This window comes from Kitasatospora sp. NPDC033851, from assembly GCF_055576085.1.
In genome coordinates, this window is record NZ_JBVIRL010000008.1 from 296,826 (window position 1) to 315,637 (window position 18,812).

An 18,812-nucleotide genomic window follows, 5' to 3' on the forward strand; every position below is an offset into this window, starting at 1 on the left:
TGGGCCGCGCAGGCGCGTAACCTGCTGGAGCGGACGGATGGAGGGGCCGATGGCGGTGGACGAGCAGCGGGCCGGGAGCCGGGTCAGCAAGCCGGAGAACCGGCTGGTCCGGCGCGGGTTCGGCGACCCGGCGCGGGCGGTGCGGCTGTTGGAGGGCCCCGGGCTGGAAGGCCTGGCCGACGACCCCGTGCTGCTGGACGCGCTCGGCGCCACCGCCGACCCCGACCTCGCGCTGCTCGGCCTGGCCCGGCTGATGGAAGCCGCCGACGAGGCCGACCGGCACACCCTGCGCGACACCCTCACCACCTCCAAGCCGCTGCGCGACCGGCTGCTCGGCGTGCTCGGCGTCTCCACCGCGCTCGGCGACCACCTGGCCCGGCACCCGCACGACTGGCACACCCTGGTCACCTTCGAGCTGCGCGACATGCACCCCGGCCCGGAGGACTTCCGCCGCGCCCTGTCCGAGGGCGTCCGCGGCGGCGGCCCCGGCCCGGCGGACGCGCTGCGGATCGCCTACCGCCGCTGCCTGCTCGCCATCGCCGCCCGCGACCTGACCGGCACCAGCGACCTCGCCCGGACCGCCGCCGAACTCGCCGACCTGGCCGGCGCCACCCTGCAGACCGCCCTCGACCTCGCCGCCGAGCATGACCCGGAAGCCGCCGCGGCCTGCCGGCTCGCGGTGATCGGCATGGGCAAGTGCGGCGGCCGCGAACTCAACTACGTCTCGGACGTGGACGTCATCTTCGTCGCCGAGCCGCGCGAGGGCGTGGAGGAGCACGAGGCGGTCCGGGCCGCGACCCGACTGGCCGCCGCCCTCACCCGGCTCTGCGCGGACACCACCGGCGAGGGCACCATCTGGCCGGTGGACGCCAACCTGCGCCCCGAGGGCCGCAACGGCCCGCTGGTGCGCACCCTGGCCAGCCACCTCGCCTACTACCAGCGCTGGGCCAAGACCTGGGAGTTCCAGGCGCTGCTCAAGGCCCGCCCGGTCGCCGGGGACGCCGAACTCGGCGCCGCGTACATCGAGGCGCTCGCCCCGCTGGTCTGGCAGGCCGCCGCCCGGGACAACTTCGTCACCGACGTCCAGCAGATGCGCCGCCGGGTGATCGACTCCATCCCGGTCACCGAGCTGGACCGCCAGCTCAAGCTCGGCCCGGGCGGGCTGCGCGACGTCGAGTTCTCCGTCCAGCTGCTCCAGCTGGTGCACGGCCGCACCGACCCGGCGCTGCGCAGCGGCAACACCCTGGAGGCGCTGGCCGCGCTCTCCCGGGGCGGGTACGTCGGCCGGGCGGACGCCGCCTCGCTGGACACCGCGTACCGCTTCCTGCGCTCGCTGGAGCACCGGATCCAGCTGTACCGGCTGCGCCGCACCCACCTGATGCCCACCGGGGCCGAGGACCGGCGCCGGCTGGCCCGCTCGCTGGCCACCCTGATCAACGACGACACCCGCGCCGACCCGGTGGCCGCGCTGGAGCGGGAGTGGAAGCGCCACGCGGTGGAGGTCCGGCGGCTGCACGAGAAGCTGTTCTACCGGCCGCTGCTCGACGCCGTCGCCGAACTGCCGCCGGGCGCCGCCGGGCTGACCCCGGACGCCGCGCGGGCCCGGCTGGAGGCGCTCGGCTACACCGACCCGGCGGCCGCGCTGCGCCACATCAGCGCGCTGGCCTCCGGGGTGAGCCGCAAGGCCGCGATCCAGCGCACCCTGCTGCCGGTGCTGCTCGGCTGGTTCGCCGACTCGGCCGACCCGGACGCCGGGCTGCTCAACTTCCGCCAGGTCTCCGACGCGCTCGGCCGCACCCCCTGGTACCTGCGGCTGCTCCGGGACGAGAGCGCCGCCGCCGAACAGCTGGCCCGGGTGCTCTCGGCCGGCCGGCTCGCGCCCGACCTGCTGCTGCGCGCCCCCGAGGCGGTGGCCATGCTCGGCGACCCGAACGGGCTGGAACCGCGCGGACGGGCGGCGCTGCAGTCGGAGATACTGGCCGCCGTCGGCCGGGCCGGGTCCACCACCGCCGCGGTGGCCGCCGCCCGCTCGGTGCGCCGCCGGGAGCTGTTCCGGACGGCCGCCGCGGACGTCCTCGGCCGGCTCGGGGAGGACCCCGCCGAGGCGCTGGACACCGCCGGGGAGGCGCTCACCGCGCTCAACGCCGCCACCCTGCAGGGCGCGCTGCGGGCCTGCGTCGCGGGCTGGGAGGCCGAGAACGGGGACCTGCCGACCCGGATCTCGGTGGTCGCGATGGGCCGCTTCGGCGGCCACGAGCTGGGCTACGGCTCGGACGCGGACGTGCTCTTCGTCCACGAGCCGCTGCTCGGCTCGCTGGAGCAGGAGGCCGCCCGGGCCGCCCAGGCGGTCTGCCACGAGCTGCGCGCCCAGCTGGGCGCGCCGTCCACCGAGCCGCCGCTGCTGGTCGACGCCGACCTGCGGCCGGAGGGGCGCAGCGGACCGCTGGTGCGCAGCCTCGCCTCGTACGCGGCGTACTACCGGCGCTGGTCGCACGCCTGGGAGAGCCAGGCGCTGCTGCGGGCCGAGCCGGTCGCCGGGGACGAGGAGCTGGGCACGCGGTTCCGGCAGCTGATCGACCCGCTGCGCTACCCGGGCAACGGGGTGCCGGAGCGGGACCTGGTGGAGATCCGCCGGATCAAGGCCCGGATCGAGGCCGAGCGGCTGCCGCGCGGGGCCGACCCGACCACCCACACCAAGATCGGCCGGGGCGGGCTGGCGGACGTGGAGTGGACGGTGCAGCTGCTCCAGCTGCGGCACGGCCACGAGCTGCCGGCCCTGCGCACCACCCGGACCAGGGCGGCGCTGGCGGCCGCGGTCGCGGCCGGGCTGGTGGAGCCGGAGGACGCGGAGGTGCTGGAAGCGGCCTGGGTGCTGGCCTCCCGGGTGCGGGCGGCGGTGATGCTGGTGCGCGGCCGGCCCGGGGACAGCTTCCCGGGGGAGGCCCGGGAGCTGGCCGGGGTGGCCCGCTACCTCGGGTACGGCGCCGGGCACAGCGGGGAGCTGCTGGACGACTACCGGCGGACCACCCGGCGGGCCCGGGCCGTGGTGGACCGGCTGTTCTACGGCCTCTGACGGCCGCTGACCGCCGCTGGCCGCCGCTGACGGCCTCCGCCCGTCTCCGGCCGTCTCCGGGCGCGTGACTTCCGGGTACGCGAAAGGGGCCCCTGTGCGGGGCCCCTTCGTCGTGGTCCGTTCGCGGCTGCCGCTACCGGCGCGCGCTGCTGGCCGCGGGCTCGCTCCACTGCTCCGGGACGGTGATCGGCTGCTCGGCCGCTGCCTCCCGGGCGGGCACCTGCGGCAGCTTGTAGACCCACTCGTGGTACAGCCAGCGGGCGGTGAGGAAGCCCAGGCTCAGGCAGATCTCGCCGCCGACGGCGTCCATCCAGAAGTGGTTGGCGGTCGAGACGATGACCACCAGGGTGGCGGCCGGGTACATCAGGCCGAGTGCCCTGACCCACTTCCGGCGGGCCAGGAAGAAGATCGCCAGACCGCACCACATCGACCAGCCGATGTGCATCGAGGGCATCGCGGCGTACAGGTTGGAGACGTGTGCGGCGGGCCCGGAGGCGAACGAGCCCCAGGTGCCGTGGGTCTTCACGGTGTCGATGAAGCCGCCGTCGGTCATCAGCCGGGGCGGGGCCAGCGGGAAGGCGTAGAAGCCGACCAGGGCGATCAGGGTGGTGACGAACAGCACGGTACGGGCCGCGACATAGCGGCCGGGGTGGCTGCGGTAGAGCCAGACCAGGACGCCGATCGTGATCACGAAGTGCAGGGTGGCGTAGTAGTAGTTCATCCCGGTGATGAGCCACCCGACGCCGTCCACGGCGTGGTTGACCGAGCGCTCGACGGCGATGCCGAGGTGCTGCTCGAGCTCCCAGATCCAGCGCGTGTGCTTCTGGGCTATCGATTCCTGCTGCGGGACCGCGTTGCGGACGATCGAGTAGATCCAGTAGCTGATCCCGATCAGGGCCAGCTCGATCCAGATCCGCGGTCGGGCCGGTGAACGGCGCTGCTCGCGGAAACGGTGGCGCAGGGCCGCGGTACGGGACTGCGCGGCGCGGGTGGCTCCGTCGGGCACGCGGCCGGGGACGGCCGTCGCTGCCTCGGAACCGCCACCGCTGGCCGCGTCGGCGCGCCGGGCGTCGCCTCGCTGGATCTCGGTCGGTTCCCCCATGGTCGAGAAGTCTGCCAGACCGCTCGTAGCCGTCTGCTCATCCTCTGGAAGTGGATTCTTCACCGGCTGTCCCCCTTGAGGGCTAGGGGCCGGCTCCCACCGGGGGAGGGGGTGCGCAGGGTTCTGGGGCATACCGGTGGGACGGACATACGTCCCATTGTCACGCCCGTCGCTCCGGGGGAGTAATCGGGGTGGCCGGAGACGGCCGCCGGCCTGGATTTTCCCGGCACGAAACGGTTTCTGCATCTTGCTGAAACATATTGCAGGCCGCTAGCTTCCTGGAAACTCGATCGCCCCTTCCCCTAAGGGAGCCCTCAGTGGCCGATGTCCCGCTCCGCCCCCGACGGAGCAGAACAACCCCCCGCAGGCCAGGCCGCACGGCCGTCCTGCTGGCCGCCGCGCTGACCGCCGCCACCCTCGGCAGCGTCCCCGCGGCCCACGCCGCCGCCCCGCCGGCCCCGCCCTCGGACACCGCGCTCGCCGCCACCGCCGGGCGGCACGACCTCACCCGCGAGCAGTTCTACTTCGTCCTGCCCGACCGCTTCGCCGACGGCGACCAGGCCAACGACACCGGCGGCATCACCGGCGGGCGGCTGGAGAACGGCTTCGACCCCGCCGACAAGGGCTTCTACCACGGCGGCGACCTGGCCGGCCTGATCCAGAAGCTCGACTACATCCAGGACCTCGGCACCACCGCGATCTGGATGGCGCCGATCTTCAAGAACAAGCCGGTGCAGGGCAGCGGCGCGGACGCCTCGGCCGGCTACCACGGCTACTGGATCACCGACTTCACCCAGGTCGACCCGCACTTCGGCACCAACGAGCAGCTCAAGGACCTGATAGCCAAGGCGCACGCCCGGGGCATCAAGGTCTTCTTCGACGTCATCACCAACCACACCGCCGACGTCATCGACGACGCCGAGCAGCAGCACGGCTACCGCTCGGCGGGCGCCTACCCGACGCTCGACGCGGACGGGAACCCGGTGGACGAGACCGCCGTCGCCGACGCGGGCACCCCCTGGCCGCGGACCACCAAGGACTCCTTCCCCTACACCCCGGTCTTCCGCAACCCCGGCGACGCGAACGCCAAGACCCCGCCCTGGCTCAACGACCCCTCGCTCTACCACAACCGGGGCGACTCGACCTTCGTCGGCGAGTCCGCCACCGAGGGCGACTTCAGCGGCCTGGACGACCTCGACACCCAGAACCCCCGGGTGGTGAAGGGCTTCGAGAAGGTCTACCAGCAGTGGGTCCAGGACGCCGGCGTGGACGGCTTCCGGATCGACACCGTCAAGCACGTCAACATGGCGTTCTGGCAGCAGTGGGCGCCCGCGCTCAAGGACTTCGCCGCCCGGCAGGGCAACAAGAAGTTCTTCATGTTCGGCGAGGTCTACTCCGGCGACCCGGCGATCACCTCGCCCTACGTCACCAAGGGCAAGCTGCAGGCGACCCTGGACTTCCCGTTCCAGGGCGCGGCCCGCTCGTACGTCTCCCAGGGCGGCTCGGCGAAGACCCTCGCCGACGTCTACGGCCAGGACTACCGCTACACCGGCGCCGACACCGACGCGTACGAGCTGCCGACCTTCCTCGGCAACCACGACATGGGCCGCTTCGGCTCCTTCCTGCTCGCCGACAACCCGGGCGCCGACGAGGCGACCCTGCTGAAGAAGGACCGGCTCGGCAACGAGCTGCAGTTCCTCACCCGCGGCCAGCCCGTCGTCTACTACGGCGACGAGCAGGGCTTCACCGGCGCCGGCGGCGACAAGGACGCCCGGCAGGACCTGTTCGCCTCCAGGACGCCCTCCTACAACAGCGACCGGGTGCTCGGCGGCACCTCAGGCCCGGCCGACCGGTACGGGCAGGGCGGCGAGCTCTACCAGGGCATCGCGGGGCTCGCCAAGCTGCGCCGCGACAACCCGGCGCTGGCCGACGGCGCCCAGATCGAGCGGTACGCCGCCGACGGCGCCGGCGTCTACGCCTTCTCCCGGATCGACGCGGGCCAGCAGGTCGAGTACCTGGTGGCGGTCAACAACGCCACCGAGACGAAGACCGTCACGCTGGACACCTTCTCCGCGGGGATGGGCTTCGACCGGATCCACCCGGCGGCCGGGGACCGCGTCACCAGCGGCCCCGACCGCAAGGTGACCGTCACCGTGCCGGCGCTCTCCTCCGTCGTGTTCAAGGCGGGCGGCAGGCTCGCGGCCGTCGGCGCGGCGCCGCAGATCGCGGTGCAGCCGCCCGCGGACGGCTCCACCGGGCTCGTCACGGTGGGCGCCCACGTCGACGGCGGCGGCTTCGACCGGGTCACCTTCGCCGCCCAGATCGGCAACGGGGCCTGGCAGACGCTGGGCACCGCCGACACCGGGAAGTACCTCGTCACCCAGGACCTGAGCGCCGTCGCCCCCGGCACGGTCGTGCGGTACAAGGCCGTCGTCCAGGACTCCAGCGGTCACCTGCGCTCCGCCACCGGCAGCTTCACCACCGGCACCCCCGCGCCCAAGCCGGTGCCCACCGCCGGCGCCCGCCCCTACGCCGTCGTCCACTACAACCGGCCGGACGGCGACTACGACGGCTGGAACCTCTACGCCTGGGGCGACCTCGCCGACGGCGAGGCCACCCCGTGGCCGGCCGGGCACGGCTTCACCGGGCGCGACGCGTACGGCGCCTTCGCGTACGTGCGGCTGAAGCCCGGCGCCTCGGACGTCGGGTTCATCGTGGAGAAGAACGGCGTCAAGGACGTGGACGCCGACCGGCACATCGACCTCGGCAGCACCGGCGAGGTGTGGCTCAAGCAGGGCGACCCCGCGGTGCGCACCGCCGACCCCGGCCCGGGCAACACACAGCCGGCGAACACCGCCGTCATCCACTACAACCGGGCCGACGGCGACTACGACGGCTGGGGCCTGCACGACTGGACCGGCGCCGCCACCCCCACCGACTGGGGCAAGCCCCTGACGCCGGTGCGCCGCGACGCCTTCGGCGCCGTCTTCGAGGTGCCGCTGGCCCCCGGCGCGACCAGCCTCAGCTACATCCTGCACAAGGGCAACGACAAGGACCTGCCCGCCGACCAGTCGCTCGACTTCGCGGTCGACGGCAAGGAGGTCTGGATCCTCGGCGGCCGCGAGGGCCACCTGCTGCCGCAGAACCCGGCCGCCTCCTCGCAGCTGGACCTCGGCACCGCCAAGGCGCAGTGGATCGACGCGAAGACCGTCGTCGTCCCGGCGAACTACGGCGCGGGCGACGACGCCCTGGCCGGCGGCACCAGCGCCCAGCTGGTGTACGACCCGGCGGGCGGCATCCGGGCCGACAAGGGCGTGCTGACCAAGCCCGGCCAGTGGCTGCGGCTCACCCCGGTCAAGGGCGGACTGACCGACGCGCAGAAGGCCGAGTTCCCGCACCTGGCGGGCTACCGGGCCTTCACCGTGGACGCCCGGGACACCGCCAGGATCCCGGCCGCGCTGCGCGGCCAGCTGCTGTTCACCGAACACCTGCCCAGCGGCGCGGTGTCGGCCGCGACCGGGGTCCAACTCCCGGGCGTGCTGGACGACCTGTACGCCGCCAAGACCGCCAAGGTCGACTTCGGCCCGGCGTACTACGACGGCAAGGTGGCGCTGTCCCTCTGGGCGCCGACCGCGCAGGAGGTGTCCGTCCAGGTCTTCGACGGCCCGGCCGGGGGCACCCCGAGGACGCTGCCGCTGAAGCAGGACGACGAGACCGGCGTGTGGGAGGTCGTCCGCGACAAGAAGGAGCTGGACGGCAAGTACTACCTGTACCAGGTGAAGGTCTGGGCGCCCTCGGTGCAGCAGGTGGTGGTCAACACCGTCACCGACCCGTACTCGGTGGCACTGTCGGCCGACTCCGGGCGCAGCCTGGTCGCCGACCTCGACGCCAAGGCGCTCAAGCCCGCGGGCTGGGACGACCACGCCCGTCCGCAGGCCGTCCCGCCCGGGCAGCAGCAGATCCAGGAGCTGCACGTCCGGGACTTCTCGGTCGAGGACCCCACCGTTCCGGACGCCGAGCGCGGCACCTACCTGGCGTTCACCGAGTCGCAGTCGGCCGGCATGCAGCACCTGCGGGACCTGGCCAAGGCCGGGGTGACCACGATCCACCTGCTGCCGACCTTCGACATCGCCACCATCCGGGAGAACCGGGCCGACCAGAAGCTGCCCGCGTGCGACCTCAAGTCCCTTCCCGCGGACGGCCCGAAGCAGCAGGAGTGCGTGGCGGCCGTCGCCGCCGACGACGCCTACAACTGGGGCTACGACCCGCTGCACTACAACGTGCCGGAGGGCTCGTACGCCACGGATCCGGCCGGCACGGCCCGTACCGTGCAGTTCCGGCAGATGGTGCAGGCGATGCACGCGGCCGGGCTGCGGGTGGTGCTCGACGTCGTCTACAACCACACCGCCGCCGCCGGGCAGGCCGAGCACTCGGTGCTGGACAAGGTCGTCCCCGGCTACTACCAGCGGCTGGACGCCAACGGCAAGGTGACCGCCGACAGTTGCTGCGCCGACACCGCGCCCGAGCACGCCATGATGAACCGGCTGGTGGTCGACTCGGTGACCCTGTGGGCCCGCGAGTACAAGGTGGACGGCTTCCGCTTCGACCTGATGGGCCTGGACCCGAAGTCCACCATGCTGGACGTGCAGGCCGCGCTGCGGAAGATGACGCCGGACTCGGACGGCGTGGACGGGAAGAACGTCCTCCTGTACGGCGAGGGCTGGAACTTCGGCGCCGTCGCGAACAACGCCCGGTTCGAGCAGGCCACCCAGCTCAACATGGCCGGCACCGGCATCGCCACCTTCGACGACCGGATGCGCGACGCCGCGCGGGGCGGCAACTTCATGCTCGACTCCGCGCCGCAGCAGGGCTTCGCCTCGGGCCTGTTCACCGACCCGAACGGCTCACCCGCGAACGGCACCCCGGAGCAGCAGAAGGCCCGACTGCTGCACCAGATGGACCAGTTGAAGGTGGGGCTGACCGGCAACCTGGCCGGGTACTCCTTCACCGACAGCTCCGGGAAGGCCGTCACCGGCGCCCAGGTCGACTACAACGGTTCCCCGACGGGATACGCGGCCAAGCCGGGCGAGGCGGTGGAGTACGTGGACGCCCACGACAACACCGACCTCTTCGACGCGCTCGCGTACAAGCTGCCGACCGGCACCGAACCCGCCGACCGGGCCCGGATGCAGGCGCTCGGGCTCTCGCTCACCGCGCTCACCCAGGGCGCGGGCTTCGCCCAGGCCGGCAGCGACCTGCTGCGCTCCAAGTCGCTCGACTCCAACTCCTACGACTCGGGGGACTGGTTCAACGCGATCCACTGGCCCGATCCGGCGACGGGGGCGGTGGCCGGCAACGGCTGGGGCCGCGGCCTGCCGCCGGCGGCCGACAACAAGGGGATGTGGCCGACCGCCCAGTCCCTGCTGGCGAACCCGAAGCTGACCGTCGGCGCGACCGACATGCGGGCGGCCTCGGCGCAGTACCAGGAGTTCCTGCGGATCAAGCAGTCCTCGCCGCTGTTCTCCCTGCCCACCCTGGCCGCCGTCCAGCAGCGGCTCTCGTACCCGCTCTCCGGCACCGCCGACGAGACGCCCGGGGTCATCACCCTGCACCTGGACGGCACCGGGCTGAAGGGGGCGGAGAAGGGCATCACGGTGGTCTTCAACGCCACGCCCACCGCGCAGGCGCAGACCGTCGCGGCGCTGCGGGGGACGGGCCAGGCGCTGCACCCCGTCCAGGCGGGCGGGGCGGACCAGGTGGTGAAGCAGTCCGGCTTCGACGCCGCGACCGGCACGTTCACCGTGCCGGGGCGCACCGTGGCGGTGTTCGTCCAGCGCTGAGTCCGGTACCGGACGGGTGACGAGCCGGCGCCCGGTACGGCACCCGACTCGCCATCCGAGCCGGCACGGATGCGGTACTGGTCCGTATACCTGTGCAACTGTCAGGCCCCGCACCGCCGTTCAGGTGGAGCGGGGCCTGGTTCCGTTCCGGTCGCAGTGTGGCCGGAAACCGCTTCTGGCACGGCCGGAACTGTGACGTGCCGCGCTCGCCCGGCGCTGTCCGCTACTCGGCGGTACGGGCGGTGGTTCTGAGTGCTGGTCAGTGACCGCCGGTGGTGATCGAACTTTGTCCGGAGCATGAAAACCGTGTTCATGAGTTTGCAATCACTTAGCACAACTGACGAACCACCATGCATACGGTTTCGGTAATGAATCGGCCAATCAGTGGCATGCATCTGTCATCGGCGGCCGGTTTGCTGCCACGATTCGTCCGGCTGCAGACGAGGGGGCCCCACCTCCCGGTGCAGCTGTTCTGCCAAGGTGCAGCGCGTCCTGACCCTGCAACGGGTTGTGAGCACCGCAACCCGCTACCGCACCTCCGTCGCACCCGGCGGGGGCCCCCACTGCGCCGCAACCCCGCGGCCCAGGTTTCTCTCCACCGGCGCGACCCAGCGCCGGTCGGAAAAGGAGTCCGCATGTCCCGTTACGCTCACGCCCGGAAGGCGGCGGTCGTCATGGCCGCCTCCACCGCGCTGCTGGTCACCGGCATACCGGTCATCGCCCAGGCCGCCACCGCGGACGCGCCGGCCGCCGTCGCCGCCCAGCAGACCACCCGGGCCGCGCTGATCGCCTCGGCGAACCAGCAGACCGCCTCCCTCGCCCAGGCCCTCGGCCTGAGCGGCCAGGAGAAGCTGGTCACCAAGGACGTCGTCCAGGACGCCAACGGTGGTCGCCACCTGCGCTACGAGCGCACCTACGCCGGACTCCCGGTCCTCGGCGGCGACCTGATCGTCCACCAGGACGCGGCCGGCGCCACCAAGAGCGTGACCAAGGCCAGCCAGGCCGACCTCGCGGGCGTCGAGACCACCCCGGCCCTGGCCGCGCCGAAGGCCCAGGCCGCCGCGCTGGCCGCCGAGGCGGGCTCCGTAGACACCGCGCCGCGGCTGGTCGTCTGGGCCGCCGACGGCACCCCCAAGCTCGCCTGGGAGACGGTCATCGCCGGCCGCGAGTCCGACGGCACCCCGAGCAAGCTGCACGTCGTCACCGACGCCAAGACCGGTGACGTGCTCAGCAAGGCCGACGGCATCCAGCGCGGCTCCGGCACCGGCGTCTTCGTCGGCAACGTGCCGCTGACCACCACCCAGAGCGGCTCGACCTACTCGCTCAAGGACGCCACCCGTGGTGGCCAGTACTCCACGGACATGAAGAACGGCACCTCCGGCAACGGCACGCTGTTCTCCAAGTCCTCGGACACCTGGGGCAACGGCCAGGCCAGCAACCGCGAGTCGGCCGCCGTCGACGCCCAGTTCGGTGCCGCCGCCACCTGGGACTTCTACAAGAACACCTTCGGCCGCAACGGCATCCGCAACGACGGCGTCGGCGCCATGAGCCGGGTCCACTACGACACCGGCTACGTCAACGCCTTCTGGGACGACAGCTGCTTCTGCATGACCTACGGCGACGGCTCGGGCGACACCCACCCGCTGACCGAGCTCGACGTCGCGGGCCACGAGATGAGCCACGGCGTCACCGCGGCCACTGCCAACCTGAACTACTCGGGCGAGTCCGGCGGCCTCAACGAGGCCACCTCGGACATCTTCGGCAACATGGTCGAGTTCTACGCCAACCTGCCCGCCGACAACCCGGACTACCTGGTCGGCGAACTCATCGACATCAACGGCAACGGCACGCCGCTGCGCTACATGGACAAGCCCTCCAAGGATGGCACCTCGGCCGACTCCTGGTACTCGGGCGTCGGCAACCTGGACGTGCACTACTCGTCCGGTGTCGCCAACCACTTCTTCTACCTGCTGGCCGAGGGCAGCGGCGCCAAGGTGATCAACGGCGTCAGCTACAACAGCCCGACGGTCAACAACATCACCGTCACCGGCATCGGCCGGGACAAGGCAGCGCAGGTCTGGTACAAGGCGCTGACCGCCTACATGACCTCCACCACCAACTATGCGGCCGCCCGTACCGCGACCCTGAGCGCGGCCACCGACCTGTACGGCGCGAACAGCGCCGAGTACAACGCGGTCGCCACCGCCTGGGCCGCCGTGAACGTCGGGGGGCTGCCCAACCCGGGCGGCGTCACCGTCACCAACCCGGGCAACCAGTCCACCGCCGTCGGCACCGCGGTCAACCTGGCCATCAAGGCCTCGGGCGGCACCGCTCCGCTGTCGTACTCGGCGGCCGGCCTGCCCGCGGGCCTGGCCATCAACGCCTCGACCGGCGCGATCACCGGCACCCCGACCGCCGCGGGCACCTCGAACGTCACCGTGACGGTCAAGGACTCGGCCGGCAAGTCCGGCACGACCAGCTTCACCTGGACCGTGACCAGCGGTGGTGGCGGCGGCTGCACCCCGGCGCAGCTGCTCGGCAACCCGGGCTTCGAGACCGGTTCGGCGGCGCCGTGGACGGCGAGCTCCGGAGTGGTCGACAACAGCTCCAGCCAGGCCGCGCACGGCGGTTCCTGGAAGGCGTGGATGGACGGCTACGGCTCCTCCCACACCGACACGGTGTCGCAGACCGTGAGCATCCCGGCGGGCTGCAAGGCGACGCTGAGCTTCTGGCTGCACGTCGACACCGCGGAGTCGGGCACCACCGCGTACGACAAGCTGACCGTGTCGGTGAACGGCACCGCGCTGAAGACGTACTCCAACGTCGACGCCGCGGCGGGCTACCAGCAGCGCACCTTCGACCTGTCGGCCTACGCGGGCCAGACGGTCACCGTGAAGTTCAACGCGGTCGAGGACTCCTCGCTGCAGACGAGCTTCGTGATCGACGACACCTCCGTCCAGACCGGCTGAACCCGGACCGGTTCCCCCTGAGGGGCCGGTGAGCCAGGACAGGTGAGGGGCCCGGCGGCTACGGCTGCCGGGCCCTTGTCGTGTGTCCCGTTCCAGCTTGTCCCGCTGCGGTCGATACAGAAGCGCGGCGATGCGGAACGTGGTGATGCGGAACGTGGTGATGCAGAAACGTATCTTCCAGGGACCTTGACGGAGCCTCCCGGTGACTCTAGGTTCAGCGCTGCAAGTTTCCGGCAAGTTACAGAAACTTCCTGCAGGATTCACCACCGGCTGCCCCACCCCAGCCACCCCCAGGAGACGACGTGGTCACCACCGCCCCCACCCGCCGGCCCGCCCGCGCGGCCGGCGCGCTCGCCGCCTCGGCGGCGCTCGCGCTCTCGTTCGGCACCATCCTCGGTGCCCCCGCCGCCCAGGCCTCCCCGCCCGCGAACAACGGCAAGGACGTCACCGCCACCCTCTTCGAGTGGCGCTTCGACTCGGTCGCCCAGGCCTGCACCTCGACGCTCGGCCCCAAGGGCTACGGCTTCGTCGAGGTCTCCCCGCCGCAGGAACACATCCAGGGCCCGCAGTGGTGGACCTCCTACCAGCCGGTCAGCTACCGGATCGCCGGTCGGCTCGGCGACCGCACGTCCTTCAAGAACATGGTCGACACCTGCCACGCGGCCGGGGTCAAGGTGATCGCCGACGCGGTGGTCAACCACATGTCGGCCGGCTCCGGCACCGGCACCGGCGGCACCGCGTACACCAAGTACAGCTACCCCGGCACCTACCAGGACCAGGACTTCCACTCCTGCCGCCAGCCGATCTCCGACTACCAGAACCGCGCCAACATCCAGAACTGCGAGCTGGTGAACCTCGCCGACCTGGACACCGGAAGCGCGTACGTCCAGACCACCATCGCGCACTACCTGGACGACCTCGGCTCGCTCGGCGTGGACGGCTACCGGATCGACGCCGCCAAGCACATCGCCGCCGCCGACCTCGCCGCGATCAAGGCGAAGACGGCCAACCCCAAGGCCTACTGGGCCCAGGAGGTCATCTACGGCGCCGGCGAGCCGATCCAGCCCACCGAGTACACCGGCACCGGCGACGTGGACGAGTTCCGGGTCGGCACCGACCTCAAGCGCATGTTCACCGCCGACAAGCTCGCCAACCTCAACGGCTGGGGCGCCTCCTGGGGCTACCTGCCGAGCGACCAGGCGCGCAGCTTCATCGACAACTGGGACACCGAGCGCAACGGCTCCACCCTCAACTACACCTACGGCAACACCTACACGCTGGCCAACGTCTTCCTTCTGGCCTCGCCGTACGGCGCCCCCAACGTCTACTCCGGCTACTCCTTCACCAACAAGGACGACGGCCCGCCGAACGGCGGCACCGTCAACGCCTGCTACCAGGACGGCTGGAACTGCACCCACGCCTGGCGGCAGATCGCCAACATGGTCGGCTTCCGCAACGCCGTGGCGGGCACCGGGGTGACCGACTGGTGGTCCGACGGCAACAACGCGATCGCCTTCGGCCGCGGCAACAAGGGCTACGTCGCGATCAACCACGAGAGCGGCGCGATCACCCAGACCTTCCAGACCGGGCTGCCGGCCGGCACCTACTGCGACGTCCAGCACGGCGACCCGCAGGCGGGCGGCGGCTGCACCGGCCCGACCTACCAGGTGGGCGCCAACGGGCAGTTCACCGCGACGGTCGGCGCGGGCGACGCGGTCGCGCTGTACGTCCAGCCGGGTACGACCGTCTCCGGCGCCTCCTTCAACGTCAACGCGACCACCGGGTACGGGCAGAACGTCTACGTGGTCGGCGACGCCGCGGCGCTCGGCGGCTGGGACCCGGCGAAGGCGCTGCCGCTCTCGTCCGCCGGCTACCCGGTCTGGTCGCTCGCGCTCTCGCTGCCGGCCGGCACCTCCGTCCAGTACAAGTACGTCCGCAAGGACGCCAACGGCGCGGTGACCTGGGAGTCCGGCGCCAACCGGACGGCGACCGTGCCCGCCGGCGGGGTCGTCACGCTGAACGACACCTGGCGGCCGTAGCCTCCTCGCCGTCCCCGGGAACCCCGTCAGCATGCTCTGACGGGGTTCCCTCGTACGGGTGGCCGCGCGGTTTCAAACCCCGGTGGGCGAAGGGGCGCTGACACCATCGCGGGATGAGAACCACCCCCCTCGTCCTGGACCTCGAACTGTGCGGCGGCCGCTGGGACGGCCACCGCAAGCGCGTCAACGCCGACGCCCCGCCGCCCGCCCTGCGGATGGTGCTCCGCGCCGAACTGCCCGCCGCCGAGAGCGGCGAGTACTGGCCGACCACCAGCGTCTACCGGCTGGACGAGGACGGCGAGGCGCTGCGCTACCGGCACTCGCACGACGAGTGAGCGCGCCCCGACGTACGGCGTTCCGCCGGCCGCGCCCCAGGCACGAGGCGGGTGCTCAGCCGCGCCCGATGTACGGCATGGCGGTCGCCATCACGGTGGCGAACTGCACATTGGCCTCCAGCGGCAGCGCGGCCATGTGCCGTACGGTCCGTGCGACGTCGGCCACGTCCATGGTCGGCTCGGGGGCGATCCGGCCGTCCGCCTGCCGGACGCCCGCGCTCATCGCCGCCGTCATGTCGGTCGCCGCGTTGCCGATGTCAATCTGCCCGCAGGCGATCCGGTAGGGGCGGCCGTCCAGGGACAGCGACTTGGTCAGGCCGGTGACCGCGTGCTTGGTCGCCGTGTAGGCGATCGAGTGCGGGCGCGGGACGTGCGCCGAGATCGAGCCGTTGTTGATGATCCGGCCGCCCTGCGGGTCCTGGGCCCTCATCTGCCGGAACGCCGCCCGGGCGCAGAGGAAGGCGCCGGTCAGGTTGAGGTCGACCACCGCCCGCCAGGCCTCGACCTCCAGCTCCTCCACCGGGACGGCCGGGCCGAAGCTGCCGGCGTTGTTGAACAGCAGGTCCACCCGGCCGTGCCGCTCGGCGGCCGCGGCGAACAGCGCGTCCACGGCTGCCGGGTCGGTGACGTCGGTCGGCACCACGTCGGCCGGGGCGCCGCAGAGCCGGGCGGTCTCGTGCAGCGGCTCGGCCCGCCGGCCGGCCAGCACGGGCAGCCAGCCGGCCGCGGCCAGTTCCACCGCCACGGCCCGGCCGACGCCGCTCCCTGCTCCGGTGACGACGGCGATCTGCTGGGGCATGGCGCTCTCCTCGGTGGCGGTGCACGCAGTGACGGTGGCAGTGGCAGTGGCAGTGGCAGTGGCGGTGTCCCGGTCGGTCCTCGAGGAGATCGTTCCGGATCCGCGGGCCGCCGTCACTGGTCGAAAACACCCAAAATCCGCCGACCGGACGAGCGCGCGGCTGTGACCCCCGCCGTCCGGCCCCCGCCACCCGACGGGAGTGGTGAAGGGTTTTACCCGATCGCGAACAAACATTGGATTTCCGGTGGCCGACGCGCAACCGGCCCATCCCGGGCCACGTCATAAGATCGCAGGAAGGCGCGCCCCCGCGAGGGACGGCACGCCATCACTCCGGGGGCCGTACCAGCGTCGTGTCCCCGGGTCTGTCCGGCCCCACCGGGGGGCCGCCGCCCGGTCGACGGACCGGGCGCGACATCGGTCGGAGAGTCCTCACCGTGCTTAGGCAGTCGTCCCGTTCCCGTGCCGTCCTGTCCGGCGCCGCCCTGCTCGCCCTGGCCGCCTCGCTCGCGGCTTGCGGGAGTTCCGGTGGTGGGAAGGGCGACAGCGCCAAGCCGGACGCCGGGCCCGCCTCGACCGGCAGCGCCGAGGGAACCCCGACCGGCGCCGGCTCGGGCACGGCGATCTCGGCCGGCACCGGCAAGGTGCTGATGCCGACCGGCCCGAACGCCAACCTCAGCAAGGTCCGGGACACCGCCGCCGGCCCGATCTTCCTGACCACCGTGACCGGCGCGAAGTCCGGTGTCGCCGGCAAGGTCTGGGTCTGGCTGCCGCCCGAGTACAACGACCCCAAGTTCGCCAAGACCGGCTTCCCGGTGCTCACCCTCTTCGCGGGCGGCCAGAGCAACGGCTACAACACCTGGACCGACAACCAGTTGCCGATCCAGGAGGAGAACGAGCGGCTGGTCAAGGAGGGCAAGTCCCACCCGTTCATCATGGTCATGCCGGTGCAGAACTTCAACGGCGACGAGAAGAACGCGCTGGACTGCTCCGACATCCCGGGCCAGCCCAAGATGGCCACCTGGATGGCCCAGGACATCCCGGACTTCGTCCGCGCCAACTTCCGCACCGTGCGCGGCCGCGACGGCTGGGGCGTGATGGGCGCCTCCACCGGCGGCTTCTGCAGCGCCAAGCTCGCCCTGCAGTACCCCGACGTCTACAAGGCCGCGGTGCCGATCGACGGCTACTTCATCCCGGACTCGCTGCTGTGGAAGGGCCACGACGCCGAGCGCGCGGCCAACAACCCCGACGTGCTGGTCACCGAGGGCAAGGCCGACGTGAAGATGCTGGTCACCGCGGGCGGGGCCAACCCGTACGAGACCAAGGTGGTCAAGTCCTGGGTGGCCAAGGCCGCCCCGCCGGTGGGCATCACGTACTTCGAGCAGCCCGGCGGCAAGCACCTGACCTCGGACTTCAAGAAGATGATCCCGGACACCCTGGAGTGGCTGACCAAGAACCTGGCCGGGCCGGCGGCCGACTGAGGCCGGTCCGTCGCGCACCGCGGCTGCCGTGCCCGGTGCCCCGTGCCTCGGCGGCCGCGGGCGGTCAGTGAGTCGGGGACAGGGCCGAGGACGGGGACGGGGTGGAGGTCTTGGGCGGTCCTGGGGTCTTGGGCGGTCCGGGGGTCGTGGACGGTCCTGGGGTCTTGGGCGGTCCGGGAGGTGTGGTCGGTCCGAAGATCGGGTCCCCCCAGCCGTCCCGGACCGCCGCCACGAACCCCGGCTGCCCGGACAGCACCAGCAGCTGCGGCAGCGGCACGGTCGGGTCGCCCGGCTGCGGTCGGGCGCCGGCCCGGACGAACAGCAGGACGTACGCCAGGTCGTCCGGGGTGACGATACGGAGCTGGGCCTCCCGGCCGCGGTGGGCGGCCGACAGCGGGTGCAGCGCCCAGACCGTCGAGCCGTCCGGGAGCTTCATGCCCACGCAGTCCTCGCCCTCCGGATTCATCGGGCCCCAGGCGTTCGAGCGCGGCCCGCACGGCGAGTCGGTGCCGCCGGACGGGCCGGCGGGACCGTCCAGGTGTCGGCTCACGGTGACCGTGCCGCCGTCGGTCCTGGTCAGCAGGAAGTCGTTCGCCGTGGCGCCCCGGAAGACCTGCACGATGTCCTCGGGCGGGTGGGCGCGCAGCAGGGCGAGCAGGCTCAGGCTGCCGTCCGCGGCCGGGCCGCCGGTGGTCGGCCTGCCCGGGGTCGTGCTGCCTGGTGCCGTGCCGCCCGTCGCGGTGCCGCCCGTCCCGGTGACCGCCGGGGACGGCGGGACGGACGGGCTCGGCATGGCGGACGTCAGGCCGGGCGCGCTCGCCGCCGGGACGAACTCCCGGCCGGACCCTTCCACCGGGGTCCGCCCGCGCACCGCCCAGCCCGCCGTGGCCAGCAGACCCACGGCGGCCGCGGTCGCGACCGTCGCCAGCAGATGGCGCCGGCGGCGCAGCCGTGCGCCCGATCGGCGGACCTCCGGCAGCAGTGCCGGGGGAGTGGCCGGCTCCGGCTGGTCCAGGACCGTGCGGAACAGTGCGCCCATGTCGTCGGCGTCGAACGCCGGATCGTCCCCGTTCAAGACCGCTTTCCTCTCGTCTCTCGCTCGTCCCGGGCGGCCCGTTCCGCCCCTGTGTCCGGTTTTCGGCGCCCCGGCCCGCGCGTCCGGCCGAGGCTCGCCCGG

9 protein-coding genes are annotated in these 18,812 nt (G+C 72.4%); 6 read left to right on the forward strand and 3 right to left on the reverse strand.

Translation table 11 applies throughout. The annotated features are described in order from the left end of the window. Window positions 1–49: 49 nt before the first annotated feature. On the forward strand, window positions 50–3,073 hold the full coding sequence (locus ACZ51D_RS18565) for a bifunctional [glutamine synthetase] adenylyltransferase/[glutamine synthetase]-adenylyl-L-tyrosine phosphorylase (protein ID WP_465621663.1): 3,024 nt from the start codon (window positions 50–52) through the stop codon (window positions 3,071–3,073). A 133-nt stretch (window positions 3,074–3,206) separates the two neighbouring features. Here ACZ51D_RS18565 and ACZ51D_RS18570 read toward each other — a convergent pair whose 3' ends face one another. Beyond that, window positions 3,207–4,175, reverse strand: coding sequence for a phosphatase PAP2 family protein (locus ACZ51D_RS18570; RefSeq protein ID WP_465621616.1), 969 nt, complete (start codon window positions 4,173–4,175; stop codon window positions 3,207–3,209). Between the two features lie 317 nt (window positions 4,176–4,492). Between ACZ51D_RS18570 and pulA the strand changes: the two genes are divergently transcribed. From pulA to ACZ51D_RS18590, 4 genes are all read left to right on the forward strand, one after another. Next, window positions 4,493–10,015: a pullulanase-type alpha-1,6-glucosidase gene (pulA, locus tag ACZ51D_RS18575; protein ID WP_465662841.1), complete on the forward strand. Its 5,523-nt coding sequence runs from the start codon at window positions 4,493–4,495 to the stop codon at window positions 10,013–10,015. Window positions 10,016–10,650: 635 nt separating this feature from the next. Then, window positions 10,651–12,984: a M4 family metallopeptidase gene (locus tag ACZ51D_RS18580; protein ID WP_465621612.1), complete on the forward strand. Its 2,334-nt coding sequence runs from the start codon at window positions 10,651–10,653 to the stop codon at window positions 12,982–12,984. 302 nt (window positions 12,985–13,286) lie between these two features. Continuing rightward, window positions 13,287–15,023, forward strand: a complete 1,737-nt coding sequence (locus ACZ51D_RS18585; protein WP_465662843.1) for a carbohydrate-binding module family 20 domain-containing protein — start codon at window positions 13,287–13,289, stop codon at window positions 15,021–15,023. 113 nt (window positions 15,024–15,136) lie between these two features. Continuing rightward, a complete protein-coding gene (locus tag ACZ51D_RS18590; protein ID WP_465662845.1) occupies window positions 15,137–15,358 on the forward strand; it encodes a hypothetical protein in 222 nt (73 codons plus the stop codon). Between the two features lie 55 nt (window positions 15,359–15,413). Here ACZ51D_RS18590 and ACZ51D_RS18595 read toward each other — a convergent pair whose 3' ends face one another. Further along, the gene (locus ACZ51D_RS18595) at window positions 15,414–16,157 is read right to left on the reverse strand and encodes an SDR family oxidoreductase (protein WP_465621606.1); all 744 of its coding nucleotides are present in this window, start codon (window positions 16,155–16,157) and stop codon (window positions 15,414–15,416) included. 434 nt (window positions 16,158–16,591) lie between these two features. Here ACZ51D_RS18595 and ACZ51D_RS18600 point away from each other — a divergent pair, with 434 nt between their 5' ends. Then, window positions 16,592–17,635, forward strand: coding sequence for an alpha/beta hydrolase (locus ACZ51D_RS18600; RefSeq protein WP_360492610.1), 1,044 nt, complete (start codon window positions 16,592–16,594; stop codon window positions 17,633–17,635). 64 nt (window positions 17,636–17,699) lie between these two features. Here the strand turns inward: ACZ51D_RS18600 and ACZ51D_RS18605 are convergent, their stop codons facing one another. Beyond that, the gene (locus ACZ51D_RS18605) at window positions 17,700–18,710 is read right to left on the reverse strand and encodes a hypothetical protein (protein WP_465662847.1); all 1,011 of its coding nucleotides are present in this window, start codon (window positions 18,708–18,710) and stop codon (window positions 17,700–17,702) included. Between the last annotated feature and the right edge of the window lie 102 nt (window positions 18,711–18,812).